The sequence below is a fragment of the Actinomadura decatromicini genome (assembly GCF_008121305.1).
In the GTDB taxonomy this organism is placed as follows: Bacteria; Actinomycetota; Actinomycetes; order Streptosporangiales; family Streptosporangiaceae; genus Spirillospora; species Spirillospora syzygii.
Map to the genome: position 1 here is coordinate 867,759 of NZ_VSRQ01000002.1, position 26,717 is coordinate 894,475.

General features: G+C 68.2%; 23 protein-coding genes. 9 read left to right on the forward strand and 14 right to left on the reverse strand.

Annotated features, from left to right (window positions below):
• Window positions 1-53 precede the first annotated feature (53 nt).
• Both FXF68_RS11760 and FXF68_RS11765 read right to left on the reverse strand, forming a co-directional pair.
• Window positions 54-1,394 carry an FtsK/SpoIIIE domain-containing protein gene (locus FXF68_RS11760; RefSeq protein ID WP_148758946.1) on the reverse strand — a complete coding sequence of 447 codons (1,341 nt, stop codon included), beginning with the start codon at window positions 1,392-1,394 and terminating at the stop codon, window positions 54-56.
• Window positions 1,395-1,408: 14 nt separating this feature from the next.
• Window positions 1,409-1,771, reverse strand: coding sequence for an SCO3933 family regulatory protein (locus tag FXF68_RS11765; protein ID WP_148758947.1), 363 nt, complete (start codon window positions 1,769-1,771; stop codon window positions 1,409-1,411).
• Between the two features lie 127 nt (window positions 1,772-1,898).
• Here FXF68_RS11765 and FXF68_RS11770 point away from each other — a divergent pair, with 127 nt between their 5' ends.
• The gene (locus FXF68_RS11770; protein WP_148758948.1) at window positions 1,899-2,279 is read left to right on the forward strand and encodes a GntR family transcriptional regulator; all 381 of its coding nucleotides are present in this window, start codon (window positions 1,899-1,901) and stop codon (window positions 2,277-2,279) included.
• 334 nt (window positions 2,280-2,613) lie between these two features.
• Here the strand turns inward: FXF68_RS11770 and FXF68_RS42285 are convergent, their stop codons facing one another.
• Entirely contained in the window at window positions 2,614-2,790 is a 177-nt protein-coding gene (locus FXF68_RS42285; protein ID WP_187437865.1) for a hypothetical protein, read from the reverse strand.
• A gap of 242 nt (window positions 2,791-3,032) precedes the next feature.
• Entirely contained in the window at window positions 3,033-3,278 is a 246-nt protein-coding gene (locus tag FXF68_RS11775) for a hypothetical protein (RefSeq protein WP_148758949.1), read from the reverse strand.
• Between the two features lie 382 nt (window positions 3,279-3,660).
• On the opposite strand from FXF68_RS11775, the gene FXF68_RS11780 reads away from it, so the two are divergent.
• Genes FXF68_RS11780 through FXF68_RS11790 form a run of 3 tightly spaced genes read left to right on the forward strand, consistent with a single transcriptional unit; the run spans window position 3,661 to window position 5,702 of the window.
• The gene (locus FXF68_RS11780; protein WP_148758950.1) at window positions 3,661-4,440 is read left to right on the forward strand and encodes an aminotransferase class IV family protein; all 780 of its coding nucleotides are present in this window, start codon (window positions 3,661-3,663) and stop codon (window positions 4,438-4,440) included.
• Window positions 4,441-4,467: 27 nt separating this feature from the next.
• Complete coding sequence (locus FXF68_RS11785) at window positions 4,468-5,454, forward strand: SUMF1/EgtB/PvdO family nonheme iron enzyme (RefSeq protein ID WP_148758951.1); 987 nt, start codon at window positions 4,468-4,470, stop codon at window positions 5,452-5,454.
• Between the two features lie 8 nt (window positions 5,455-5,462).
• The gene (locus FXF68_RS11790; RefSeq protein WP_148758952.1) at window positions 5,463-5,702 is read left to right on the forward strand and encodes a DUF2283 domain-containing protein; all 240 of its coding nucleotides are present in this window, start codon (window positions 5,463-5,465) and stop codon (window positions 5,700-5,702) included.
• A 220-nt stretch (window positions 5,703-5,922) separates the two neighbouring features.
• Here the strand turns inward: FXF68_RS11790 and FXF68_RS42290 are convergent, their stop codons facing one another.
• From FXF68_RS42290 to FXF68_RS11830, 3 genes are all read right to left on the reverse strand, one after another.
• Window positions 5,923-9,087, reverse strand: coding sequence for a tetratricopeptide repeat protein (locus FXF68_RS42290; protein WP_187437866.1), 3,165 nt, complete (start codon window positions 9,085-9,087; stop codon window positions 5,923-5,925).
• Window positions 9,088-9,706: 619 nt separating this feature from the next.
• The gene (locus FXF68_RS11825) at window positions 9,707-10,393 is read right to left on the reverse strand and encodes a site-specific integrase (RefSeq protein ID WP_148758953.1); all 687 of its coding nucleotides are present in this window, start codon (window positions 10,391-10,393) and stop codon (window positions 9,707-9,709) included.
• A 16-nt stretch (window positions 10,394-10,409) separates the two neighbouring features.
• Entirely contained in the window at window positions 10,410-11,090 is a 681-nt protein-coding gene (locus tag FXF68_RS11830) for a type 1 glutamine amidotransferase domain-containing protein (protein WP_148758954.1), read from the reverse strand.
• Window positions 11,091-11,247: 157 nt separating this feature from the next.
• On the opposite strand from FXF68_RS11830, the gene FXF68_RS11835 reads away from it, so the two are divergent.
• Window positions 11,248-12,144, forward strand: a complete 897-nt coding sequence (locus FXF68_RS11835) for a LysR family transcriptional regulator (RefSeq protein WP_148758955.1) — start codon at window positions 11,248-11,250, stop codon at window positions 12,142-12,144.
• Window positions 12,145-12,250: 106 nt separating this feature from the next.
• Here the strand turns inward: FXF68_RS11835 and FXF68_RS11840 are convergent, their stop codons facing one another.
• The 3 genes from FXF68_RS11840 to FXF68_RS11860 all read right to left on the reverse strand — a co-directional run bounded on the left by FXF68_RS11840 (window position 12,251) and on the right by FXF68_RS11860 (window position 14,736).
• Window positions 12,251-12,439, reverse strand: coding sequence for a hypothetical protein (locus FXF68_RS11840; protein WP_148758956.1), 189 nt, complete (start codon window positions 12,437-12,439; stop codon window positions 12,251-12,253).
• 507 nt (window positions 12,440-12,946) lie between these two features.
• Entirely contained in the window at window positions 12,947-13,495 is a 549-nt protein-coding gene (locus FXF68_RS11850) for a GNAT family N-acetyltransferase (protein ID WP_246178633.1), read from the reverse strand.
• A gap of 842 nt (window positions 13,496-14,337) precedes the next feature.
• Window positions 14,338-14,736, reverse strand: a complete 399-nt coding sequence (locus FXF68_RS11860; protein WP_148758958.1) for a MarR family winged helix-turn-helix transcriptional regulator — start codon at window positions 14,734-14,736, stop codon at window positions 14,338-14,340.
• Between the two features lie 108 nt (window positions 14,737-14,844).
• Between FXF68_RS11860 and FXF68_RS11865 the strand changes: the two genes are divergently transcribed.
• Complete coding sequence (locus FXF68_RS11865) at window positions 14,845-16,290, forward strand: MFS transporter (protein WP_222869936.1); 1,446 nt, start codon at window positions 14,845-14,847, stop codon at window positions 16,288-16,290.
• Between the two features lie 112 nt (window positions 16,291-16,402).
• On the opposite strand, the gene FXF68_RS11870 is transcribed toward FXF68_RS11865, so the two are convergent.
• The 3 genes from FXF68_RS11870 to FXF68_RS43030 all read right to left on the reverse strand — a co-directional run bounded on the left by FXF68_RS11870 (window position 16,403) and on the right by FXF68_RS43030 (window position 20,519).
• A complete protein-coding gene (locus FXF68_RS11870) occupies window positions 16,403-18,805 on the reverse strand; it encodes a VIT domain-containing protein (RefSeq protein ID WP_148758960.1) in 2,403 nt (800 codons plus the stop codon).
• Complete coding sequence (locus FXF68_RS43795; protein WP_148758961.1) at window positions 18,802-19,620, reverse strand: helix-turn-helix domain-containing protein; 819 nt, start codon at window positions 19,618-19,620, stop codon at window positions 18,802-18,804. The genes FXF68_RS11870 and FXF68_RS43795 overlap by 4 nt, the downstream gene beginning before the upstream one ends.
• A 743-nt stretch (window positions 19,621-20,363) precedes the next feature.
• Window positions 20,364-20,519 (reverse strand): hypothetical protein, encoded by a 156-nt coding sequence (locus FXF68_RS43030; RefSeq protein ID WP_222869895.1) that lies wholly within the window; start codon window positions 20,517-20,519, stop codon window positions 20,364-20,366.
• Between the two features lie 1,274 nt (window positions 20,520-21,793).
• Here FXF68_RS43030 and FXF68_RS11885 point away from each other — a divergent pair.
• Window positions 21,794-23,059: a C40 family peptidase gene (locus FXF68_RS11885; protein ID WP_148758963.1), complete on the forward strand. Its 1,266-nt coding sequence runs from the start codon at window positions 21,794-21,796 to the stop codon at window positions 23,057-23,059.
• A 235-nt stretch (window positions 23,060-23,294) separates the two neighbouring features.
• Here the strand turns inward: FXF68_RS11885 and FXF68_RS11890 are convergent, their stop codons facing one another.
• Window positions 23,295-23,786: an inorganic diphosphatase gene (locus tag FXF68_RS11890; RefSeq protein WP_148351039.1), complete on the reverse strand. Its 492-nt coding sequence runs from the start codon at window positions 23,784-23,786 to the stop codon at window positions 23,295-23,297.
• Window positions 23,787-24,050: 264 nt separating this feature from the next.
• On the opposite strand from FXF68_RS11890, the gene dacB reads away from it, so the two are divergent.
• Window positions 24,051-25,322, forward strand: coding sequence for a D-alanyl-D-alanine carboxypeptidase/D-alanyl-D-alanine endopeptidase (gene dacB / locus FXF68_RS11895; protein ID WP_246178634.1), 1,272 nt, complete (start codon window positions 24,051-24,053; stop codon window positions 25,320-25,322).
• A gap of 260 nt (window positions 25,323-25,582) precedes the next feature.
• Window positions 25,583-26,692 (forward strand): zinc-dependent metalloprotease, encoded by a 1,110-nt coding sequence (locus FXF68_RS11900; protein WP_148759374.1) that lies wholly within the window; start codon window positions 25,583-25,585, stop codon window positions 26,690-26,692.
• The last annotated feature ends 25 nt before the right edge of the window (window positions 26,693-26,717 follow it).

The window sequence follows — 26,717 nt, forward strand, 5'->3', positions numbered from 1 at the left end:
CAGGGCTCACGCCGAGCCGGAGAAAGAAGGAAGCGAGAGAGCGACCGGCCCGGTTATGCGGCCGGGGAGACGGTCGGGACCGAGCCGACGAGGCGATCCCAGTCCGGGGTCAGGTGCGCGTAGTCGTGCGCGGCTTGTTCGGCGTCGTGCTCGGGGACGTAGACCGAGCGGGCGCGGTGCCAGGAGCCGTCTTGTCCGGCGACGATGCACACCCCCGGTGTCTCGGCGGGGATGGCGCGGGCGGCGTCCAAAGCGGCCGGATCCAGGTCGCCCAGGGTCATGTTGGCGGTTTCGGGGTCGTTGACCCGGTGGCACACCCGCCCCGAGAGTTGCGCGCGTAGTGCGGTGACGCCGGGGCCGAGGTCGGAGCCGATGCGCTGCCCGCACACGATCAGGTGGACCGCGAACGCCCGGCCGAGCTGCGCCACCCGCAGCAGCGCGGTAGCGGTCTTGGACACCTCCTCTTTCTCGGACTTGTCGGCCATGAGGAACAGTTCGGCGACCTCGTCCACCAGGACCACCACCGGCACCGGCCGCAGCGCCTCCGGCAGCGTCCACACGTTCCGAGCCCCGTGCGCCCGACACACCGCCATCCGGGTTTCGACCTCGTCCACCAGGTCGGCCAGCAGGCCGACCGACTCCTTGCGGGTGGTCGCCAAGGCCGACAGCCGGGGCGCGTACGGGGTGAACTCGACCCCGCCCTTGAGGTCGAACCCGACCAGCGCGACCGGTTGCGGGGCCAGGCCCTTGATGATGGCGTTGGCCAGGTTGGACTTGCCCGACTGTGTCGCCCCGGCGTTGAGCCAGTGCGGCACGGTGCGAAAGTCGATCACCCAGTCTCGGCCGTTCTCCAGCTTGCCGGGACGCACGGTCAGCAGTTCACCGGTTTCGGGTTCGGCGACCACGTCCACCAGGGGGTCACGCATCGTCGCCCACAACGTCACATAGCCCGGCCGCACATCGACCACCCGCACCGAGTGCACCCGCCAGGCGTGCGCGATCCCCTCCGCCGCCTTCTCATAGTCGGCCGGGACCTGCCCGTCATGCAGCCGAAGCCGCATCCGCCACCCGAGCCGAGTCGGCCGCAGCACACCCAGACGAGGAGCGCGTTCGACGTCGACCCGCCGTACCCGCCGCCGCTGCTGGACCACGGTCGCGGTGGACCGGGACGCCGACCCGACGACAGGGACGGCGTCCAGGGTGAGGCGGAACCGCCGCCGGTTGCGGGTGAGCTTGCACCCGGAGGCGACGTGATGCCAGGTCAGGTACACCAGCACCGCACGCGCCGGGAAGGCGACGCCGTACCAGAACGACACCGGGTGGAACCGGCGCCAGGCCCAGAGTCCGGCCGCCGCAGCGGCCAGGACCCCGAGCACCAGGAGCAGATCAGTCATCAGCGGTCCGCCGTTCAGGCCACGTCCGCCGAAGCAGACGAGTCCGACGACGAGACGGCCGAGACGGGGGCGATGCGGTCGGCGCGGAAGGCAACGCCGAACCGCTTCTGGCCGCCGAGCACCGCCTCCCACGGAAAGGCGACCAGACCCACCGGCGTCACGACTTCCCCGATCGTCACCGACTGGTCGCCGACCACCGCCACGTTGAGCAGCTCCACCCGCCCCGACGCATCGGCCGCCGACAGGCCGACCGTGAACACGGTCTGGCCGTTGCGGTCGGTCTTCACCTCCCCCGTGTCCTGGTTGACGACCTTGGGACGCGGCGCGGACACGCACACGAACGACAGCGCCGACAGGTCCACTGGAATGTTGCGCACAAGCCCTCCAGAGCTTGAAGTGTGTTGTCTAGATACAAAGGTACCTAGGTAAGTGTGGAAGTCAAGCGCTAGACCCAGATTTTTCGCAGGTACCTAGAGACCTAGGCGCAGGCGTACACTGACTGACATGGCAAAAGGCCCGGTAGACCGACGCAAACCGTACGTGCGCATCGCCGACGAACTGCGCCGCGACATTGCGTCCGGCGTCTACCCCGTAGGGGACACCCTGCCACCAGGCGCCAGACTCGCCCACCAGCACGGCGTCTCAGGGATGACCATCAGCAACGCCATCGCCGTCCTCCGCGAAGAGGGCTTGGTCACCACCCGCCAGGGAGCCAGGGGCGCAACCGTCATCGCCACCCCAGACACCCAAGACGCCAACGAGACCACACCAGAGCGAAGCGAGGAGTTCCGACTCCTGTTCACACAGCTCCAGGACATCCGCGGACAGCTCCGGCGCTTGGCCACCAGGCTCGACGACCTGGACGAACGAACCAAGGATCTCTAGCCCGAGCGCATGGCCGACAGCCGATCAGCGTCGAGCGCGCTCGGACCTTCCACCCACCGCCGCGGACCTGATCAAGATGGCGAAGACCGCGCGGCAGTTGACCCCTGGCTCTCCCGTACGCCCTGCCGCGCGGTCTTCAAGGCCACGGCCACCCGTCGGGGTGCGTGATGGCCGTGGCCAGCTCCCGAACCGTCAACGCCTCCACCAACCGCCACCCGTCACTACCGAGCACCAACGCCCAATAGCTACCGGTGTGACGCCCCACCCAACACAAGACCCCGAACCGCTGGCCGACCTCCTCCACAGCGGCAGCGGTCCGGGCGTCCATCGCAGGTCATTCGTCCAGTGGGACGGCCCCGCCGCCAAGCCCCGCGGCGGCCAGCAGCGCCGTCACCTGCCACACCGCCAGGTCCATTCGCGAGCAGGGCGCGAGCAGCGTCCCGGTACTGAACCGGAACCACCACCCGTCGTCCCCAGCGACGACGCAGACGCTCTCACCGACGAAGGGCATGTCCGGGGAGTGGACCCGCAGCAGCGGAACCGCTTCGGCATAGCGGCGTTCGGCGACCCAGCCCTGTCGCCGCAACGCTCGGCCGAGGCGGTTGAGGCGGCGGCGCGCGGTGAGGGGCCGAGGCAGCGCAGCGGGTGCAGCCGGGGGGACAAGCACCCACCACGCCGCCTCAGCCTCCCCCGGGACCGCCCCATCTTCTGAGGCGGCCCCATGCGGTGACAGTGGGGGAGTCCACACCACCATCACCAAGCCCTCTTCACGACCGAACGCCCCGCCGCCCGCTGCCGCTCGTGCACCAGCGCCACACGCAACTCCTCCGAGTCCCGGCAGATCACCGTCGCGTCGACCCCGGCAGCCGGGTCGCGCAGCGTCGCCACCCAATCGCTGGGACTCCCGTCCGATCGCCGAGCCCGCCAGATCCGGTGACCGGTGAACTCTTCCCGGAGCTGGCGGAGCGCCGGGTCTTCAGTCTGCGCACGCGTTTCCATCGCATGTCCTCATGTGGAGTCGTTCGTCTCAGGCAGCGCCGGACTCGTGAGCGGGGGTGGCGGCACTGGCCCCGTGAACCCGAGTCGTGATCTGTCGCGCCCGTGCGTGGAGTTCGTCGAGTTCAGCAGTGATCTCCGCGAGTTTCGCGAGAAGGATCCGACACTCTTCTTCGCTCAACCCACCGGCCCGCTCTGTGTCATTGCTGCGGGGACGCGACATAGCGAGCCGCACCACCTTGTCTCCCGAACGCACACGACCGCTCATGCCAACTACGGTGTCGTGTTGATCACGCCGTTCCCATGTCCTGCCACCGACGCAGCACTGAACTTGTCCTGCACCGCACCCTGTGAGCAGTCCATACCTACTGACACACTGGGCCCTATGGCTGAACTCAACGGCGTACCTGTCACCCCGGATGAGCTCAAAGCACTAGCTCTGGTGAACTACGGTCATTTCACGTCAATGCGCATGGAAGACCAGCACATCAGAGGCTTTTCGCACCACATAGAGCGTCTTGTCCGAGACTGCCGAGTCCTCTTCGATCACGAGCTGGACCGCCAACAGGTCCGCGAGTACGTCAGACAGGCCACCGCCGGACAAGACGGCGCGTTCGTCGTGCGCGTGACGATCTACGACCCCGACCTCGAACTCGGCCACCCCGGAGCCCAAGCCGAGCCGAAGATCCTCGTCACGACCCGTCCGTCCGGGGCATGGCCGATGGCCCCGATCCGGGTCCAATCGGTCCCCTACGTGCGCGAGCTACCCGAACAGAAGCACGTCGGCCTGTTCGGTGCCCTATGGCACCGCCGTAACGCCCAGCTCGACGGATTCGACGATTGCGTTTTCACGGACCCGGACCTGTTCATCTCCGAGGGCGCAACGTGGAACATCGGGTTCTTCGACGGCCAGCAAGTCATCTGGCCTAACGCCGAAGTGCTCCAGGGTGTGACCATGCGCCTACTCCACCAGGTGCACGAAGCGACGTCCCTGGGGCCCGTCAACCTCTCCGACCTCCCCCGAATGGAGGCCGCGTTCGCGACCAACACAGCTATTGGTGTGCGGGCAATCACGGCCATCAACGATGTGGAATTCCCGGACGTGCATCCGATTCTGGAGACTCTTCGCAAGGAATACGAAGAGATTCCCGCCGAAGCCATCTGAGAACCACCCCGCTACGGAGAGCATCACATGGCCCCGACAGTCTCACGGTGGACCGGTAAGGAAGCACGCGCCCTACGGGAAGCCAAGCGCGTAAGCCAAGTCGAATTCGCCGCTGAACTCGGCGTAAGCGAACGAATAATCGTCAGGTGGGAAAAGGGGAACGTCACCCCCCGCCCCATCAACCAGCAAGGACTTGATACCGTCCTGGCCGCGTGTAGCCCAGACGTGCAAGCACGCTTCAGCGAGATGATCGGCTTGACGAGCCCGGCCACGTCTGCCCAAGATCCGGGCGTGTCCTCAGAGCAGTCACCAAGCCCCGAGCAAGAGCCCGACGTGCCCGTCGGCGACGAAGACCAGGCCAGACACCCCATCGACGGAAAGTTGATGACGCTGGTTCCCGCAGGCGTTTACTTCGCAGGCGAGAACAGCGAACCCGTCTACCTCCCGGCGTTCTACATCGACGTGTTCCCCACCACAAACGCCGACTACGCCCGGTTCATCGCCGCGACCGACCACAAGCCGCCGCAGCACTGGGAGAACGGCCAAATCCCCGAGGGACTCGACAACCACCCCGTCGTGTTCGTCACAAGGCACGACGCCCACGCATACGCCCAATGGTCCGCCAAAGCCCTGCCCACTGCCCAGCAATGGGAAAAAGCAGCCAGAGGAACACGAGGCGAAATCTATCCTTGGGGAAGCCAGCGGACCCCCGCGAAGGTCAACTGCCGAGAGGGCGGAAAACGCAGCACCACCCCCGTTGACTGCTACGCAAGCGGCGTCAGCCCGTACGGCGTCTACGACATGTGCGGCAACACTTGGGACTGGTGTTCGACCGAGTCCGAGCCCGGCCGCTACGAGCTGAAAGGGAGCGCGTTCACGAGCCCCTTCCTACGCTGCGCACCGTCCACGTTCAACGACGCATCAGCGGACATGCTCGACGACGACACCGGTTTCCGCTGCGCGACCCCAGCCGAGACCATGCGAGCCCTCCTCAACGTGAGGGCCGCTCAGTAAAGGAGCCCATGGCAGAAGTCAAAGTCACCTACGACCAGCAGGCCAACGCCGCTTACATCTACCTCCTCGACCCCACCCAGGCCGGGACGAAGTCGGCGCACATGTACGCCTGCGACCCCGTCGACGTCGACGGGGTGATCAATCTCGACTTCGACGCCGAGGGGCGCGTCATCGGCATCGAGATCCTGGACGCCCGCTCCAAACTGCCCCGATACCTGCTCGACGCCGCCGAACGCCTAGACGTCTGAACAGCCAGAAAGACAGGAGGAAGCCGGGCGGCCGGACAACCGAAGCGCCAGCCCCTCCGAAGCGCCCCATCCCCGGATGAGAACTTTCTTTACGTCTTCAAGGGCGCCCGCTCCGCGGCCGCCAGCGGCCGCCCGCCCCGGCGCGGCGGGCGTGCGGCCTCTTCGGTCCGGTCCCGCCGCGCCGCGTCGCCCGGCCGCGGTTGCGAGGGCAACCCGTTCATCAATTCGACATGTTCTCTAGCCATGCCTTGATCCGTTGGGACTGGTCGAGCTCGGCTTGGTGCACGCTCGGGCGTGCTCTGGCCAGACGTTGACGGATTTGCAACGCCTCAGCGATGGTGCCCAATGCTTCTATCTGCCGTCTCAGTTGCCCAAGGCAGACGGATTGGTTGTTCAGCGACGAGGCGAGGTCGGGCAGGAAGGCGTCGGGTCGTGCTTGGGCCAGTTGTCGGCGGATCTGGACGGCTTCGGTGATGGCCTCCAGTGCCTCCTCGCGCCGCCCCAGGTCCGACAGGCAATTGGATTGGTTGTTCAGCGACGCGGCGAGGTCGGGCAGGAAGGCGTCGGGTCGTGCTTGGGCCAGTTGTCGGCGGATCTGGACGGCTTCGGTGATGGCCTCCAGTGCCTCCTCGCGCTGCCCCAGGTCCGACAGGCGGTTGGATTGGTTGTTCAGCGACATGGCGAGGTCGGGCAGGAAGGCGTCGGGTCGTGCTTGGGCCAGGGTGCGGTAGGCGGTGACGGCTTTGGTGATGGCCTCCAGTGCCTCCTCGCGCTGCCCCAGGTCCGACAGGCAACTGGATTGGTTGTTCAGCGACGCGGCGAGGTTGGGCAGGAAGACGTCGGGTCGTGCTTGGGCCAGTTGTCGGCGGATCTGGACGGCTTCGGTGATGGCCTCCAGTGCCTCCTCGCGCTGCCCCAGGTCCGACAGGCGGCCGGATTGGTTGTTCAGCGCCGCGGCGAGGTCGGGCAGGAAGGCGTCGGGTCGTGCTTGGGCCAGGGTGCGGTAGGCGGTGACGGCTTTGGTGATGGCCTCCAGTGCCTCCTCGCGCCGCCCCAGGTCCGACAGGCGGTTGGATTGGTTGTTCAGCGCCGCGGCGAGGTTGGGCAGGAAGGCGTCGGGTCGTGCTTGGGCCAGGGTGCGGTAGGCGGTGACGGCTTTGGTGATGGCCTCCAGTGCCTCCTCGCGCTGCCCCAGGTCCGACAGGCAACCGGATTGGTTGTTCAGCGCCGCGGCGAGGTTGGGCAGGAAGGCGTCGGGTCGTGCCTGGGCCAGTTGTCGGCGGATCTGGACGGCTTTGGTGATGGCCTCCAGTGCCTCCTCGCGCTGCCCCAGGTCCGACAGGCAATTGGATTGGTTGTTCAGCGCCGCGGCGAGGTTGGGCAGGAAGGCGTCGGGTCGTGCTTGGGCCAGGGTGCGGTAGGCGGTGACGGCTTTGGTGATGGCCTCCAGTGCCTCCTCGCGCCGCCCCAGGTCCGACAGGTGGTTGGATTGGTTGTTCAGCGCCGCGGCGAGGTCGGGCAGGAAGGCGTCGGGTCGTGCCTGGGCCAGTTGTCGGCGGATCTGGACGGCTTCGGTGACGGCCTCCAATGCCTCCTCGCGCCGCCCCAGGCCCGACAGGCGGCCGGATTGGTTGTTCAGCGACGCGGCGAGGTCGGGCAGGAAGGCGTCGGGTCGTGCCTGGGCCAGTTGTCGGCGGATCTGGACGGCTTCGGTGATGGCCTCCAGTGCCTCCTCCCGCCGCCCCAGTTGGGCGAGAACCACCGCCAACCGTGTGCTCCAGGTGGCAACGTCCGCCGGATCGGCATCAGCGGGTAGCAGTTCCCGCACCCGCCGGGTGGCGACCGCGTCCGCGGCTGCCAACGCCACCGTGGGATAAGGAATCTCCTTCGCTATGCGTCGGAGATCATCGATGCTGGCGGGAACGTCCTCCAGCACACCCGCCAACAGGTCACCCAGCCGGGTACCGGTCTGCACCGCGACCACGATCGCCGCATCCGCCAACCCCGCAAGATCCTGCCGCAACACCTCCTCGACCAGCCCAGCAGCGCGTTCATGATGCGCACACGCCCGCGTCAACACCGTCAACGCCCGCACCGCCTCAGCCCCCGCCAAACCGGAGAAGCAGGCGCGGCGCAACAGCTCATGCGCGACCAACTGATCGACGGCATGCCGCTCCGCCAGCAGATCCGGCCGCAGCAACTCCACCCGCCCACCCTGCTCGGGGTACAACTGCCGCAACCACCCCACCAACGCCCCCACCCGCTCCTCATCGACAGCCGCCAGATCAGGGACCCGCCGGACTACCGCCCGCAGCGACGACTCACCCGCCTCCTGCGGATCCAGCACCAGCACCCCCACCGCAACAACCTGCTCCAACACCGACAACCGCACCGACAACCCGGCCCGCTGCGCGGCCTTGTCCCACAACCGGCGCTCATGACCCAACAGCCGATCCAACACCCCAAGATCGGCCGCCGCCCGCCCCCCCGACATCCCCAACTCGTCATCCAGCACCGCCACCAACGCCGCCGCATGCAACACCAACACCGGCAACCGCTCCGACGACCCAGACGACCCCGACGACCCCGACGAGTCCACGGTGAACCTCACCCGCGGGACCGGGCGTCCCCGCGCCGCCGCATAGAACGGCAACGCCTCCTCGATCACCTGAACGTCATCACACCGGTCATCCAGCGCCGCCGCCAACTCCAGCACCGGCGTCCGCGCCGCCAAATCACGTGTCGCGTCCGACTCGGTGTCCAGCGACGTCCACCACTCACCCGCCTGCCGGGCCAGCAGCAACACCCGCAACCCACCCGCATCCCCCGCCGCCTCACACGCCGCCACCTCGGTCAACATCGCCGCCAAACCGGGACGGGTCTCGGCATAATCCACCAGCAACAACACCCGCTGCCCCACCCGACCGGCCGCCTTCACCGCCGCGACCTCATCACCCGGCTTGACCGGCTGACACTCCCACTCCCCAAACGGCAGCGACTCGGCCAACTGCATGCCCAAGCGCGTCTTGCCCACCCCGCCCCGCCCAGTCACCAACCACACCGGACACGCCGCCGCATCACCACACCACGCCCGCAACCGCTCCAACTCGGCCACACGCCCCACAAAATCGACCACCGCGCGCTCGGGCCGCAGCAACCCCGCCACACTCCGCTGATCAGACGACGCCAACTCGCGCGTACCGACCAACTCCCTGCGGCGCCTCTCAAGCTCCGCCACCACCGCCCGGGCATCCTCCACGCCCCCGCGGCGAGCGGCGATCAACTCACCGCCGTAAAACCCCCCGATCGCCCCCGCGATCGCCCCCACCGCACCCAACAACGCCCGCACCACCAGCGGCCACGAAGCGGGCAGCAACGGCACCACACCCGCCACCACTCCCGTCGCCACAAGCAGCGACCCGAACCAGAGCACCCGCCGCCGACCCCCACCCGCCATACGCCCAGCATCACCCCGCCACCAAGATCAGCAACACCAAACGCAGCAACCACCCCGCCCTGACCCAATTCGGTCGACCAACACACACCACACCGGCACAGCCGCAGTTACCGCCGACCAGCAATTGGGAGATGCGACCGTCCCAGGAAAGCGGCGGACAAGGGTTGAACGAGCGCGAACCAGGGGGCTGCGCCGCCCCCTGGACCCCCGCGAGCCGGGGCACACGTTCGCGCGAAACGGTCTGTCACGGGGTTACGCACCGTCCGCGCGAACGAGCACCCCGGAACGGTCAGCGCGGAATCCACAGGCTTGCTAACGCGAGTGCTAACAGCAGGTCCGGACGGGCCTGGACGACAGTGGAACCCAAACGTCCCCCGAGAGCGTTGCCCAGCAGGTCAGCGGACGACTCCGGACACTTGTGGATCTTGCTCGTGAGACTCGTAATGAATAGGTCATCGGTTCGATTCCGATAGGCGGCTCCACCTCAAAGGCCCCTTCCGATCACGGAAGGGGCCTTTTGCTAACGAGTGAGCGGCTAACTGAGTGACTAAGGGTCGCGGTCTTGTTCCGGAAACACCTCGTCCATCGCCTCCGCTCCGCCCAGCAGGGCAGGCCGGATCTGGTGCCAGTACACGGTCTCGGTCACCTCGGTGCTCTTGTGTCCGGCCAGCCGCGAGATCTCCTCGATGGGCACGCCCGCGTCCGACAGCACCGAGACGAAGCTGTGGCGCATCTCCCGCGGCGTCCAGTCGTCGGGTTCCAGAGCGGTCTTCTTCAAGATCGCCCAGAAGGACCGCAGCACGTTGTTGGCGTTGCGTTCGGTGCCCACAGCGGAGGCGAACACCAGGTCGTGCTCCTTCCAGGCCGTGCCCGCCTTCTCACGCTGCCCGGCCTGGAGATCGCGGTGAAACCGCAGCGCCTCCACGCACCTCTTGGGCAGGGCCAAGGTCCGCCGGGACTTCTTTGTCTTCGTCTTCCCGCCCTGTCGCACCGACCGCCAGACCCGGATGGACGGCGGCACCGGCGGCTCGTCGTCCGGACGGCCCTCAAGGTCTACGTGAGCCCACGTCAGCGCTCGCAGTTCCTCGGTGCGGGCGCCGACCAGAAGCGAGAGGACGAGGTAGGCGTGCATGGCCGTTCTCTCCGCCGCCTTGATGACTGCGGCGGCCTGGTCGATCGTCAGCGACTTGGAGGGGCGTCCTTCTTTCCCCTGCGGCACCTCGCACAGCAGCACGACATTCCGCTTGACTTTAGGCTGCGAGGACCTTGACGACGGCTTCGCCGACGCCCGTGGCCGAGGCGGGGTTCTGGCCGGTGACCAGGCGGCCGTCGACCACGACGTGGGCCTGGAAGTCGTCGGCGCCGGTGTGCTTGGCGCCGCGCTCCTCCAGCGCGGTCTGCAGATGGAAGGGCACCACGTCGATGAGGCCGACGGCGGCTTCCTCGGCGTTGGTGAACGCGGCGACGTTCTTGCCGTCGATCAGGTAGGCGCCGTTCGAGAGGGTGAGGTTCACCAGGCCGGCCGGGCCGTGGCACACAGCCGCGACGGCTCCGCCGGCCTCGTAGATGTCACGGGCGAGAGCGGCCAGGGCCTGGTCGTCGGGGAAGTCCCACATGGCGCCGTGTCCGCCGACGTAGAGGATCGCGTCGTAGCCGGCCGCGTCGACGTCGCTCGGACGCGGTGTGGCCGCGAGCTGCGCGGCGATGCGCGCGTCGTCCAGGAAGGCGCGCTGGACCGGGTCGGAGGTATCGGCACCGTCCATGGGCGGCTGGCCGCCGCGGATCGAGACCAGGTCGACGTGGTAGCCCGCCTCGGTGAACACCTTCCAGGGGTGGGCCGCCTCGGGCAGGTAGTAGCCGGTGCTGCGGCCGGTGTCACCGAGACGATCGTGGCTGGTCAGCGCGATGAGAATCGTGTTGGTGCGGGACATGGCCGCCTCCTTGGTCCGGGTGGGGCAGGCCCGGTTCGTCCCGGCCTGCTTTCGTCATCGACGTTAGGTCGCTGATCCATCGGCCACCAATGAGAGAGTGGGCAGTGTGCTATCGGAATTCTGATTGATCGATCTGGTACGAGAAGGGTGGGGCGCTGTGGATCTGTCGCTGCTCAGGACGTTCCTGGCCGTCTACCGGGCCGGCTCCCTGACCGCGGCGGCCGGGCTGGTAGGCCTGTCGCAGCCCACCGTCACCGCTCAGCTGCGGGCGCTGGAGGCCGAGCTCGGCTCGCAGCTCTTCCAGCGGCTGCCGCGCGGGGTGGCGCCCACCACCGTGGCAGACGAACTCGCGGCGGAGGTGGCGTCGCACATCGACGCGCTCGCGGCCGTCGCCGAGCGCGGGCTGGTGGCACGCGATCCGTTCACCAAGCCGCTGCACCTGGCCGGCCCCGCGGAACTGACCACCATGCGCGTGCTGCCCGCACTCGCCCCGCTGGTGGACCAGGGCCTCAGACTCAGGATCTCCCTGGGCCTGAGCGACGAACTGCTGGCGGGGCTTGCCGCCGGGCGGTTCGACCTGGTGATCTCCACGGTGCGGCCGCGTGGCCGCGCCGTTGTCGCCGCGCCCCTGACCGACGAGGAGTTCGTCCTGGTGGCCGGGCGCTCCTGGGCGGCCCGGATCGACCGCGAGCGACTGGCCGGCGAAGGCGCCGGCTGCCTGCGCGGCGTCCCCCTGGTCTCCTACGCAGAGGACCTCCCGGTAATCCGGCGCTACTGGCGCACCCTCTTCGGCACCCGCCCGACGGGCAGCGCCACCGTGGTGGTGCCCGATCTGCGCGGTGTGCTGGCCGCCGTCGTGGCCGGATCGGGGATCAGCGTGCTGCCGCGCTACCTGTGCACCGAGGAACTCGCCTCCGGCGCACTCGTCGCGCTGCTGGACCCTGAGATCCCGCCGATCAACACCCTCTACGTCGCGGCCCGCGCAGGCACCGAGCACGCCCCGCACATCGCGGCGGTCCGCAGCCGCCTCCTCATGCAGGCCCGGTTGTGGTGACTGCCGATCTTCTCGCTCTCGGGGATGGGGGCGTCCTGCGCGCGCCAGTGAACGTGGGCATGCCGCCGTGACCGCCTGCCCTGGCGCGGCGCCGGCTACTGGTGGCTCAGTCGGCCGGTTCCTCGGCGTCGGCGTCGGGATCGCGCAGGGGGCGGATGCCTCCTTTGCCCAGGTCGGGGAGGGTGAAGTTGTACTTGCCGATCACGTTGAGGTGCTCTCGGACGAAGGGGGAGAGCCGGGCGACGTCCTCGGCCAGGACCGGGTAGCCAGCGCCGCCCTGGCCCGCGACCACCACGTCAGCCGCGGTGCCATCCGTACCGCCGTCGCCGACCTCATGCCCGAATACACAGCCGCCGACCGGGACACCCCAGCTCCGGAACTGCCGGTCGTCCTCGACACGCCGGGCAAGGTCGCGGACTTCCTACGCGCGGCCGAACTGGAGCCCGCCGAGCGCGGCGCGCTCCACCAGGGCGTGACCGTGCGACGCGGCCAGGGCTGTACCCTGCGGGTCAGCACCACGCAGAGGGGTCCACCGCCAACTCCTCGACCACTGCCCGCCGCTCGACAACACCGCAGCGATTCCGGCACAGCCCAAGGCCCGCCGCGAGTACGCGAACCGCGTCAACGCGGAGCGTGATGGCCGGGCAGCGTGCCCGAGCGGCGGCCACGACGTGGACGGGAACGCCAGCCAGGAGCCCGGGCGCCCGGCCTGGAGTCGGCGCGGATCTCGGTGGGCTCTGTCGTCCTGTGACCGGCTAGCCGCGAGACTCTGTGGCGCGGATGCCGGGTATCGGGCGGCAGGTCAGGGGAGGATTCTTGAGGTGCAGCGGGGGAGGTCCGCGGTCATGTCTGCGGTTATCGCCCAGCGTTCGTGGTCGCGCCAGATTCCACCGATGTTGATGAAGTCGGGGGAGAAGCCCTCGCGCCGGAATCCGAGTCGTTGGACGAGTCGCCGGGACGGCTCGTTGCCGGGCTGAACGTCCGCCTCGACGCGGTGCAGGCCCAACTGGTCGAAGGCGTAGAAGACGGTCAGCCCGACTCCCTCTGTCATGAAGCCCTGTCCCGCACTCGGTGCGAATGCCGCGAAACCGAGAACCGCTCGTTCGTACGGTCCCCGGACGATGCCGGTAAGCGTGGCGTGGCCAGCAATCGCTCCGGTGTCGCGCCGCTTGATCAACAGTGCTTCGCCGACCGTGGGGTCCGCGAACCGTCCCAGATAGTCGCGGAAGCCCTCCGAATCGGTGGGTGTCCTGACCCATCTCCCGTGTAGGTCCGCGCTCTGCTTGGCGAGATGGACGAACTCCTCCTCGTCCGCCGCCCGCAAACGGCGGAGCAACACGCGAGAACCCACAAACGCCTCCGCTCTGGCTCCCTTGGCCGGGGTCTTGTCTTGGACCGGCCGTTGGCGACACGGCTTCGGGGCAGGTCGAACCATGTTCCTTGCGCGACGGACGCGCCGCAGGGTCGCGCCTGGCGGGTGGTCCGGAGCGTCTGCCTTCGCCGCAACGGCATCCGTCCATGAACCACGCAAAGACCCGATGACGCAACTCACGAAATCAGATCACGCGCTGCTGCGTGCCCGAAACGTCGCGTCGCAGCCACACGACGACCCACGACTTCTGACTCGGAACGCGTCCATGGTGCGGTACGTCCGGAACACGCCTACATCAGGTGCCAGACCGATGTGTGACGCAGAGCGCATACATCCAAGGATCTTGCTGGCCGCCGTGTCGTGATCGTGGCCCCCGCACTGGCCGGAGGCGCCGGAACCTGGCGCGCCGGCTCACGGACGCGGTCCTTGCGACCCCATTGCTCGAGTCACCGAGACGCTCATTTGGACTCGTGCACCGCCCCGGAGTTCAGGATCCGGGAGGGCCTGGGGCCAGGGACGTTGCGCCTACGGGGGCTGTGGACGGTCAAAGGGCCAGCGGCAGGGGGCAGAGGTTCGGTCTGTCGACTCTCGCACCGGTCTGCCGTCCGGAGCGCCGCCGGGCCGGTGGGCAGGACGGCGGCGATGCAGTCCAAGACCCGCTCCAGGCCGTAGCGGAACTGCTCGTCGGCGCTCATGTGCGGCATCCGCGCGTCGATCACGATGCGCGCGGCGTCTGCTCGGTCGTGTGAGCGTGTCGGGGGGAGTGGTGCGTCGGTGCCGGCCCGTGGCCGGGGGACGGTCCGGCTGAGGTTCCCGCAGGGTTATGCGGGCGCCAGCGTTGACGGGCTGGGTGCGAGGTGTTCGGCGAGGATCTTCAGATGGGTGTCGCGGGCCTCGGCGTGGCAGCGGCGGCCGGCCTCGGTGATCTCGACGATGACTCCGCGGCGGTCGTTCTCGCAGAGGCCGCGCTGGACGTAGCCGTGCTTCTCCAGGCGGGCGACCGTGCGGGAGAGGGCGCTCTGGCTCAGGTACATGGCCGCGGCGATCTCCTGCATGCGGCGCTTCTCACAGTCGCCGTCGACGAGGCGGTCGAGCGTCTCGTACTCGCTCATGCTGAGCCCGTGGGCCTCCTGGAGGGCGCGGTCGAGGGCGCACGCGACCGTGTTGTAGCAGGTCGCCAGCTCGCGCCACCGGCCGACCAGTGCAGCCTCCGCCTTCATGCGGCGCATCCTACCATGCATGCACATTAGATGCACCTGAATTAGATTCCAGAACATTTAGTGCGTGGACATTGGATGCATGTGCATGTACTGTCCTTCGACGTGACTATGACTGACACCTCACCTGCCTCCGCCGTCCGTGCGCCGGCCGCCGACGGCGCGTCGGCCGAACAGACCTGGACTCCCCGGCTGTGGGGGGTCCTCGCCGTCCTTTGCGCCGTGCTGTTCCTCGACGGACTCGACGTCTCGATGGTGGGCGTCGCGCTTCCGTCGATCGGTACCGAGCTCGGTCTCTCCACGACGTCGCTGCAGTGGATCGTTAACGGCTACGTCCTCGGTTACGGGGGCCTGCTGCTACTCGGTGGCCGTACCGCCGACCTGCTCGGCCGCCGCAGGGTCTTCCTCACCGCGTTGGCCGTGTTCGCCGTCGCGTCACTCGTCGGCGGACTGGTGAACGACGGCACGTTGCTGATCGCCACCCGTTTCGTCAAGGGGCTCGCCGCCGCGTTCACCGCGCCGACCGCGCTCTCCATCCTGACCACCACCTTCCATGAGGGACCCGCGCGCAACCGCGCGCTGTCCGTCTTCTCGGTCTTCGGCGCGAGCGGCTACTCGTCCGGACTGATCCTCGGCGGGCTGCTGACGAGCTTCGGCTGGCGTTGGACGTTCCTGACGCCCGTGCCTCTTGCCGTCATGGCCCTGGTCGCGGGCATCGCCTTGATCCCGCGGGACAAGCCCGCCGCGGACGGCGGCCATGACCTCGTCGGCGCGGTCACGCTCACCGGCGGCATGCTGCTCGCGGTCTACACCGTCGTCTCGGCCCCCGACCGGGGCTGGCTCGACCCGGTCACGGTCGGCTCGGCCTTGCTCGCGGTCGTGCTGCTGGCCGCGTTCCTCGTCACCGAGAACAAGGTGCGGCACCCGCTGATCCGGCTCGGCATCCTGCGGGCGGGCTCGATCGTCCGCGCGAACCTGAGCATCGTCGCGCTGTTCGGGTCGTACCTGAGCTTCCAGTTCATGATGACGCTCTACCTGCAGGACGTCCTCCACTGGTCGCCGCTGAAGATGGCCATGGGCCTGCTCCCGGCGGGGCTTCTCGTGGCCTTCGGCTCCCCGTTCGTCGGCCGTCTGATCGACCGGTACGGCACCGCACCGCTGATCATCAGTTCCATGACGTCGTTGACCCTCGGCTACGGCTGGTTCCTGGCCACGGCCGGGAACTCGCCGCACTACATGTTCACGATCCTGCCGACGATGCTGCTGCTGGGCGGCGGGTTCGCGTTCGGCTTCAGCTCGATCATGGGACAGGCGACCGACGGGATCGACGACTCCGAGCAGGGGCTCGCGTCCGGGCTCGTCCAGACGTCGGGCCAGGTCGGCGCCGCGCTGGTGCTGGCCCTGGTCACGGCCCTGGTCGCGGGCGGGACGGCCGCGGGTGGTGACGGCTTCGGCGAGTTCCACCCGGGCGTCAACCTGGTCAGCGCCGTCGCCGTTGTCGGCCTCGTCCTGAACCTGGTGCCGCTGCTGCGCCACTACCGTCCGAAGCACGCCTGACCGACCTGGCGGGGACGCACTGCTCGCAGTGCGTCCCCGCACTTCTTTTCGCCCTGTTCCCACCGACGACCTCCAACTGGATGGGTTGCGGAGCTGCCGCGGCTTCGACCGGTTAGGAACCTCGTTTCCAGAAGGGGCGGCGGGGTTTCGACTCTTGGGGGAAGTCGCTAAGGATTTGGAGGGCCCGGGCCCACTGGGCTTCGACGGTGGGTTGGTCGGACGCCGGCGTCAGACGGCGCAACTCGTCCCGTAGGTCGGTGAGGGCTCTGGTGTCGAGCTGTTCCGCCTCCATTCGTTGGACGATCGACTCCAGGATGGGGAGGAGCTCGCCCATCAAGTGGTGGATGCGTCGGTCGTGTGCGTCCGGGACCCGGCGGAGGCGGTCGAGCACGGTCGCCAGCTCCTGCTGGAAGCCCTTTTCGGAAGGCACGGGACGGGTGCGGCGCAACGGAGCCGACCCGGTGGCTTGTTCGGCGAGCGGACGGGCGGAGCCTCGCCGGGGCCGGGCAGTGTCCGGCGCGAAGCCGTATCCGGTCGGGGGCGGGCCGGCGGGTGCCGGGGGCATGGCGGGCGGTGGTGCTGCGCTCGGCGGCATGACCGCCTCCGGGGCGGCGGAGAACGCGGCGTACGTCATCCTCGGCGCGGCGGGCGCCGGCGCCGCCCAACCGCTCGGTGTCTCGACCGGTTGGACGACCTGGTGCGGGGTTCCGCCCTCGGCGACCACGCGGCTGTCCACCGCTACGAAGGCAGTGAAGCGGCACAGCACGCCGAATCTGAGGGACGTCTCGATGATGCGCTGCTCCAGGTCATCGGGACCGCCGATGGTGTAGCGGTCCTCCAGGTCGCGCAGATGCGCGCGCGCCCAGATGGACGTGGCGGCCGAGCGATCGGCGACGGCTCCGGCCGCGTGCTGCTCCCAGGCCGTCCCGTCGGACGCGGTGCCACGGACCGACAGCGAGCCGGACGCGGCGCCCCGGAAACGTCCCGTGATCACCAGCGGCACGCCGGGGAAGAGCGCGCCGAGGCGGGCGGGCGCCACGGAGCCGGGGACGATCTCCAGCCCGTCGGGGTGCAGAGACAGGCCGGTCGCCAGCGGCGCGGCGATGCGATGGTGGATGTGCTCCATCGCCTCGTCGAGGCGGTCTTCGGACTCGACCAGTTCGCAATGCCCGTGGCCGATGGTGGCGAGGCGGTTCAGAAAGCCCGCGTTGACCGCCCGGTCGATCCCGACTGTGTGGACGCGCACGCCGTGCAGATGCGGTTCCAGCCGAGCGAGGAGTTGGTCTTCGTTGCCGACCTGCCCATCGGTGATGAGGACGAGCACGCGGTCGCGCGCGGGGTCGGCGAGCAAGCGGCATGCCTCGTCGAGCGGGGCGAGCATCTCGGTGCCGCCCCGCGCACTCACCGCCGCCAGGTGCTCGACCGCGCGGAACCGGTTGCGGTCGGTGCCCTCGGCCAGCCCGGTTCCGAGGTCGCGCGGCCTTTCGATGCTGTTGTCGAAGGACAGGACGGCGAACCGGTCTTCGGCACGGAGGGTGTCGACGATGCGGGCGGCGGCGCGCCGGGCGGCGATCATCTTCCAGCCGTGCATGCTGCCGGACCGGTCGAGCACGAGAACCACGTCACGGGGATTCGGCCGCACGTCCCCGGAGGGCAGAACTGTCAGGCTGAACGTCCCTTCTTCGCCTGACCCGTCCGGGACCAGGGAGAGCGCCGCGCTCTCCTGCGGGGCGAAGTCGAGGCGGAGGATGAAGTCGCGGTCGAGGCGTTCGCCCGGCCGCAGCCGTACGGTGGTCCGCTCGCCGTCGCGTTCCTCGGCCACGACGTGCAACGCGGAGCGGAGCTGCGTCAGGGGCAGCCCCGCCGGGTCGATGTCGACGGTGACGGCCAGCCGTACCGGGTTGGGGAAGCCGGGCAGCAGGACGGGCGGGCTGATACGGGAGGCGTCCGGGACGGCGTCCGTGTCGTCGGCGGTGCCGGAACCCGCGCGCTCACCGTCCAGTGGTGCGCCGGGAATGTAGCGAGGCGCGACGACCAACGGGAAACGGAACGTCGCGCTGGAGGCCGACTCGTGCGGCAGCGGCTGGTCGAGCGCCAGCCTGATCGTCACGCGTTCACCCGGCAGGATGTTGCCCACCCGCATGGTGAAGACGTCCGGACGGTCCTCTTCCGCGATCGCGGCGCGCTGCCCTGCGGCGACGGCGGCGTCGTAGTCCTGCCGGGCCTGGCCGCGCTCCTTCAGCGTCCCCTCGATGACACGGTCGGCGGCCTCCATGCGCAGCCCGGTCACGGCGGCGCGGTCGGGCAGCGGGAAGACGTAGGTGGCCTCCAGCGGCATGTCGAACGGGTTGCGGAATCCCTGGACGACTTCGATTCCGGCGGCCAGTCCGGTGATGGAGGCGTGTACGTCGACAGAGTCGAGCGGCAGGTTGCCCCTGTCGGTGGTGAGCGCGCCCAGGCCGCGATCGGGCTCCGGCGACGCGGTGTCGGGCAGCGGCAGTATGCGCACGGTCACGTGGACCTCCGGGAGGGATCGACGGGCATGAACGCGGGGCTCGGGGCGAGGCTCTCCCCGTCGGTGAGGAGGCCTCGTCGGTGTAGTTCGTCGAGCAGCGGGCGAGCGGCGTGCTCGATGGCGGCCAGGTCGTCGTTGCTCAGTGAGGGGACGTCCAGGAGAAGGGTGAGGCCGGACGCAAGCCGAACACCCTGGACGACCGGGGGTCGTGGCCTGTCAAGGTCGTCGGTGGCCGCGATGGCCCGCTCATACGCCAGGTCGGGACGGTTCTTCCAGAAGCCGCTCCGGGTCGCTCCGCTCGCCGCCCCGGCTGGGGGCTGCGCCGGGGCGGGAGTCCCTGGAGTGTGCGAATCGGTCGGCGGAGTGTTCGCGGGGTCGTCGGGTGGCGGTTCGCTGTTGTCGGAGAGAGGGGGCGCCGGGGTATCCGCGTGAGTCGCGTGCGCTCGTTGTCCGTCCGGTAGTGCCGGGCTGGGTGGGAGTGCGTCGGGTCGACCTTCGGCGGAGGTGAGCCCCGCGATGCGTTCGAGGGTCGCGTCGGTGGCGGCGGCGAGTTCGAGCTGGATCTCGGCGATCGAGCGGCCGGCGGCCTGGCGGCGCTTCACCGCGACGAGCTGCAGGAGGTGGCGTGGGCCGTACAGGGCGGTGCGCCCGCGGCGGCCGAGCGGCGGGTCGACCAGACCGATCGTGGTGTACCAGCGGATCAGCCGTTCGTTGGGCAGGTCGCGCACCCGACCACTGACCTGCGCGGACCCGTCCGCGGCGAGGGCCGCGGCGGCGCTCTCCGCCAGCTCGCTGATCGTCCAGACGACGTCCATGCCGCAATGATGACACTGTCACGATGACAGTGTCAACTTCGACTCAAGATCAAGTCCCGTCGACGCGCGGAGTATCCGATCGCGGTCGTCCATGCGACGCGGATGACGCGAGCGGGTCTACTGCACACAGGAGTATTTTCAAGCGATCCATCTAGTAGATATGCGTCAAATCCTCATGAACTCCTCTTCTGTGATTACTTGGATAAGTATCGGCGAAGTATGAGAATGGCCCCCGACACCTGAGATTGATGTGTCGGATTGGCCACTAGACAACGCTCGTAACCTTTACGTTCGGTGGCATGAACGACCATGACCTGGTAGAGGCGCTGCTTGAGCGTGAGCCCGGCGCCCCTGCCGCCGTGTACGACGCGCATGCCGATCGGCTCTACGCATACTGCTGGTTCCAGTTGCGTTCCAGGGACGCGGCCCAGGATGCGTTGCGCGATGCGTTCATCGTCGCCGAGGCGTATATCGGCGAGTTGCGAGACCCTGATCGCTTCGGGCCTTGGCTCTACGCGATCGCAAGACTGGAATGCGCACGCAGACCGTCGTCCACGGACCAGGCGCCGGACGTGTCGGTGGCCAGCCACGACCAGGACGACGTCGACCAACGCATCATGGCTTGGCAGGCGGTGCTGGCCCTGAGTCCGCTCTCCCGGGAGATTCTGGAGTTGCGCGTAAGGCACCAGTTGTCCGTCCCAGATCTGGCCACGGTTTTCGGTGTGCCGCTCGCGGACGCGCAATCAGCGCTCGACCTCGCGCACGGCGAACTGGAAAGCGCCCTGACCGCCGAGATACTCGCGCATCACGGCCCCTACGATTGCGCCGAGCGGGTTGGGATGCTCCGGGAGCGGCGTGGCGAATTCATCCATGAAGCGAACGGGCGGCTGCTGGAGCACACCCAAGATTGTGCCGTTTGCGGAGCGTTGCGTCCCCGCTCCGTCTCAGCCACCAAGGTGTACGGATTGCTGCCTGATCCCGAGCTCCCGCCAGAATTGCGGCTACGGGTGACGGGCTGCTTCCTGGACCCTGAATTCATCGACTACAGGCTCCTCGTCTCCAAGAGGGTCACCGAGTTCACCTCGGACGGGTTCCCCGTCCAATCCACAGAGGCGCCTGAACCACCGCGGACACCACATCCCGAGCGACGGGTCAGGTTTCCCCGTTTGCGTAGGGCGAATTCCCTCCCGGCAGTGCAGGCACAGGCCCAGGCCGCAGAGGACGTTCCCCAGGCGGCAGGGCTTCGAGCCCAGGCAACACGTGTCTTTCTGGTGTTGGCGGTGGTGGCGCTGCTGCTCGGTGGGGGGTTCGCGTCCATGCACGGGTTCCTCGATCCGGAACGACAGAGTTCGGACACCGTCGTCGAGCCACGTCTTAGTGGAGCCTCTGGTCCCTCCCAGCACTCCAGTTCGGGACAGGGGGAGTCTGGAGAGCTTCCGGTCGGCATCGATGGCGCTTCCGTGTCCGCGACACTCCCGTTAGGGGCGCAGGCACCGGCCGTACCACCGACCGTATTGCAGCCACCTTCGAAAGAACCGGTCCTGGTGAACGCGCCGTCCGGTTCTCCCGCCGAGGGCCAGCTCGTGGTGTCGCCGTTCTTCCTGGACTTGGCGGGGAGTACGTCAGGCTCAATAGAACTCCAGGCATACCGCAGACCGCTGGCGTGGCGTGCGACGAGCCGCGGACCCGTTCGCGTATATCCATCGTCAGGAAACCTTGGGGCGGGCCAGAGGGCGACGGTGCGCGTGTACGTCGACCGACGGTCGAAGTCCCGTGGGAGTGGCACCATCACGTTCCGGCCAGGCGGTAGCAGGGTGAACGTCACCTGGCGACCCGATTCCCCAGGCTCGAAACCCACGCCCTCACCGAAGCCAACCGGAACTGGGCCAGGAAACCCGACCACACCGCCGGTTACCAGGCGCCCGAGCAAAACGCCTGCACCGTCCAGGCCACCGTCGTCTTCTGGAGGACCGTCGCCTGAACCGCAACCGTCCAGCGACAAATCAGGCCCGTCACCGTCTACCGGGTCATCGCCCGCGACCATTTCTCCCACGACGGGCCCGATGCCAAGCCCCTGACGGAGTGGCGGCAGTATCTGCCCTTGCCAGAGAGAACTACTCTTCGTAGGTGATCGTTTGCGCTAAGCAGCCCAGGGTGAGGGCAGGACGTGATCATGGCATCAGGCACAGTCGAGACCCGCCATGCGTCCCGATCCCCATCCAGCGGTGCGGCGCTGCGGCTGGTCGCCTTTACCACCGGCCTGACGATGGGAATGAGCCTCTTGGTCCCGGCCGCAACCGCGCGTACTACCGCCAAGCCCGGCCCAAGCGCGCGCGACGTTGAACGAAGCGAACGCGAGGTCAGAGAAAAAGCCGCCGAAGTCGGCCGGACCAAGGTCGAGCTTGCGCGGGCGGACGGCGAACTCGACCGGCTCGCCGTCGCCGCTGAGGTCGCCATAGAGCGATACCACGGTGAACAACTCAAACTGCAGCATTCCCAACAGGTCTACGGGGAGACGCTGGCGCGATCGGCCGAGGCGAACAGGAGACTAGGGGAGACCCAGGCCGAACTGGCATCTTTCGCCGCGCAGATCTACCGCGACAACACCGGATACGACCAGATGTCGTCCGCGCTCGTCGGCCATGGCGGCCCCCAAGGCTTCATGGACCGCGCGGGAATGGTCGAGATGCTTGCCAAGAGACGCACTGCCATGGTCGAACGCGTCGAGGCGGCGAAGACCGTCGCTGATCTGTTCCGGCACCAGGCACAGACGGCTTTCCAAGAGCAGGCGGCTGCGACGAACCGTGCGGATGAGGCCAAACGTGTCGCGCAGGAAGCGGTGGCCAGGCAACAGGCTTCCGTACACCGAATCGAAGCGGAGAAGCGGCGGCTGGAGCGTCGTCTTGGTAAGGCTCAGGCGCATGCGGCGCGAGTCAAGCGTGCGCGGGAACGGGCACTGGAGAAGGCGGAGGCACGCAAGGCCCGTGCCGCTCTCACCAATTCAGTACGACCTGGGCTGGCCATGTCCGCCGGGCGTGGGGCCATTGCTGCGCGGGCCGCGTTGAAGTGGCTGGGAACCCCGTATTCATGGGGTGGAGGCACCGTGGCTGGTCCAAGTTACGGGGTGGCACTGGGAGCCGAAACGCAAGGCTTCGATTGTTCCGGTCTGGCGATGTATGCATGGGGCAAGGCCGGGGTGTACCTGGACCACTGGACCGGTACCCAATGGACATCGGGACCGCACATCCTTATCGATGCGTTGCGTCCAGGAGATCTCGTGTTTTTCGCCAGGGAGCCGTCCGATCTCAGCACCATCCACCATGTGGGCATTTACGTCGGTGACGGCCGTATGGTCGAAGCGCCCTACACGGGCGCGCGGGTGCGTGTTTCCAGCATCCACCGAAGCGACTTGATCGGGGCGACCCGTCCTTCTGGGTGAGAGCAAGCCGGCGCTAGTGTCCGCCTGGCTCCCCGCTCTGGCGCGCTCCAGGCGGCCCGTGGCTGCTGCTGAAGACGAGAACCCTTCCGCAGGCGTTTCCCGCGGAAGGGTTCTTCACGAGCTGTTTCGCTGGACGGGGGAGCGGATCAGCGCCGTCCGCGACTCCCGGCTCTCGTCTTGACGTGGCCTCGCGATGGGTCAGGACGTGGAACCGTTCGGCCTGCCCGGTCGATGCTCAGTGGCCGCCCTGGTCCGCCGCGCGCTTGTGGGAACGTTCGATCTCCACCTCGGCCTCGACCCGTCCCACCCAGCTGGCTCCTTCGACCGACTTGCCGGGCTCGAGGTCCTTGTAGACCTCGAAGAAGTGCTGGATCTCCAGCCTGTCGAACTCGGCGACGTGGTGGATGTCGCGGAGGTGCTCCATCCGGGGGTCGGTCGCGGGGACGCACAGGACCTTGTCGTCACCACCGGCCTCGTCGGTCATCCGGAACATGCCGACCGCGCGGCAGCGGATGAGGCAGCCCGGGAACGTCGGCTCCTGCAGCAGGACCAGTGCGTCCAGGGGGTCGCCGTCCTCACCGAGGGTGTTCTCGATGAACCCGTAGTCGGCCGGGTACTGCGTCGAGGTGAACAGCATGCGGTCGAGCCTGATGCGACCGGTCTCGTGGTCCACCTCGTACTTGTTCCGCTGGCCCTTCGGGATCTCAATGGTGACGTCGAAATCCAAGATGTCCTCCGCTCCCTGCGCGCGTGCAGTACATAGTCTTTCGGGAGCCCGTGGGCGAGGCCGACCCCACAGGCGAGTGTTTCCCTTATATAAGGATGTCGCACGTTGGTGAGTGCTGAGTGGGAGAGGGACGGTCACGTGCGTGGACGGGCCCCCGCCCTTGTGGTGCTGTCGCTGTCCCTCCTTAACGTTTTCGCCGTCGCCGCTGGGCTTGCAGTGGTGAAACTCACACCTGAACGGCACTTGTCCCCGCAGCCGCCTGGCGTGGCGGTGCGTGACGTCGTGCGGGCCCCTGCCTCGACGTCGATCGCCGCAGCTGATCTGGCGTCCGGCCGTCTGCCCAACGCGTCCGTCCTGGGCGGACGGCTCTCGACGCTGATCGGGGGGCCTGAAACGAAGATCAATGCGGTGGTCATCGACGCGGCGACCCGGCGGCCTCTGTTCGAGCGCCATGCCGACACACCCGCGACCCCCGCCTCGACAACGAAATTGGTGACATCGGTGGCGGCGCTTGCCTCGGTGGGTCCCGAGCACCGGATCACCACGCAGGTCGTACGCGGAACCGGGGGCGGGATCGTACTCGTCGGAGGCGGAGATCCTACCCTGACGGCCCTCCCCACACGCCCTGACACCGACCATCCGCCGTACGCCTCGCTCCTGGACTTGGCCCGGCAGACGGCCTCGGCGTTGAAGGCGGCCGGTGTTCGGCGCGTGCGCGTGGACTATGACGCGTCCGCCTACCAGGGTCCTCGCACCGCTGCTGGGTGGAAGCCGAATTACATGCCCGATGGTGAGGTCGCGCCTGTAACGGCCCTGACGGTCGATGAGGGACGTGCGGCTCCGGCGGATCCGTCCAAGAAGACGCGGGTTTCCGACCCACCTGCTGTTGCCGCGGCGGAGTTCGCACGGCTGCTCTCCAGGAACGGGGTGGGCGCCAAGGCGGGGCGGAAGACGTTCGCGCAGAAGGGCGCGGTGAGGCTCGGCGCCGTCCAATCACCGCCGATGTCCGCTCTGGTGGAGCATTTGCTGACCCACAGTGACAACGATGTGGCCGAGGCGGTGGCGAGGCAGGTGGCGCTGAAGCTGGGCCGTCCGGCTTCGTTCGCGGACGCGGCGCAGGCCGTCGAACAGGTTCTCGCCAAGCTGGGTGTGGAAGCGGGGGTCCTGGTCAATGACGGCAGCGGGTTGTCCACGCGCAACCGCATCTCGCCGGTTGCTCTTGCTCGAATCGTTTCGCTTGCTGCGGGTGAGGACCATCCGGAGCTTCGGTCGGTCATCACCGGCCTGCCCATCGCGGGGTTCTCCGGGACGTTGAGTCCTCCTCGCTACACGGTGCCGTCCAGCCGGGCGGGTGCGGGGATGGTGCGCGCCAAGACGGGGACGCTGGCGGGGGTCAGCACGTTGGCGGGACTCGCTTATGACGCGGATGGGCGGCTGCTCGCGTTCGGGTTCATGGCGGGGGACGGGAAGGGGCCGGTCGATCCCGGCAAGCTCGACCAGTTGGCGGCCGCGGTGGCCGCGTGCGGGTGCGGCTGACGTCGGGTTATCCACAAGTTCGCGTTGGGCTTCCGCGGGGTGGCGAGGGCGGCGAGGGTGGAGGGGTATGGTCCGCCCCCGGGTGGGTGGGGCGTTGGGGTCGGTAGCGGTGTTCGGCTGGGGTTCCAGGTAATGGGGGTTTGGGGTGGAGTGTGGGGCGAGCCGTACGGGAGATAACCAGAACAGTTGTTCGTTGAACGACTGTGCAGGGCGCTCCGGCGCCACGTCCGAAACGTACGGTGGAGTACATGAGCGCCTCAATGATCGACTGGAACGTGGCGGTCCAGGCCGGTACCCGGCTCGTCCGGCCGGGGCCGCAGGTCAGCCACGCCGAGGCCCGTGCGGTCGTGGCGGAGCTGCGGGAACTGTCGAAGCTCGCCCACGGGCACGTGCGCGACTTCACCGGCATGGCCTCGGAGCTCGATCCCGACCCGGCGACCATCGTGGACCGGCCCGGCTGGATCCGCGCCAACGTGGACGGTTTCCGGGTGGTGCTCGAACCGCTCATGGAGCAGATGACCGAAGGGCGCAGCCCGGGCCCTCTCGGCGGTGCCGGCAACGTCGTCGTCCAGGCCGTCGGGTCGCGGGTCACCGGCATGCAGGTCGGCGCGATCCTCGCCTACATGGCCAGTCGCGTCCTGGGGCAGTACGAGCTCTTCCTCCCACCGGACCCGTCCGGACGAGCGCCTACAGGACGGCTGACCCTGGTCGCCCCCAACATCGTCCACGTCGAGCAAGAACTCGGTGTGGATCCGCATGACTTCCGCCTGTGGGTTTGCCTGCACGAGGAGACGCATCGCGCTCAGTTCACCGGCGTTCCATGGTTGCGGGAGTACGTGCAAGACCAGATGACGCAATTCCTGCTCGCTTCCGACCTCGACCCAGGAGTGATGCTCGACCGCATCAAGGACGCGGCGGAAGCTGTCGCGGACGCCGTGCGTGGTGGCGACGCCAACCTCATCGATGCGATCCAGACCCCCGAGCAGCGCGAGATCCTCGACCGTCTCACCGCGGTCATGACTCTGGTCGAAGGGCACGGCGACTATGTGATGGACGCCGTCGGGCCGGAGGTCGTGCCATCGGTGCAGCAGATCCGGTCACGCTTCCAGGGGCGTCGTGACGGCGGCTCCAGGCTCGACCGGTCGATCCGCCGTCTGCTCGGCATCGACCTGAAGATGAAGCAGTACGCGGAGGGGTCGCGGTTCGTCCGCCGGGTCGTCGCCGAGGTCGGCATGAGCGGCTTCAACCAGGTGTGGCAGTCGCCCGAGGCCCTGCCCACGCATGACGAGATCAAGGAACCGATCCTGTGGATCGACAGGGTCATCGGTCCGCGGGCCATCGACGCGCCGCCTGAGGCCAACCAGGCTTGAGAACCATCAGGCGTAAGAGCCAGGC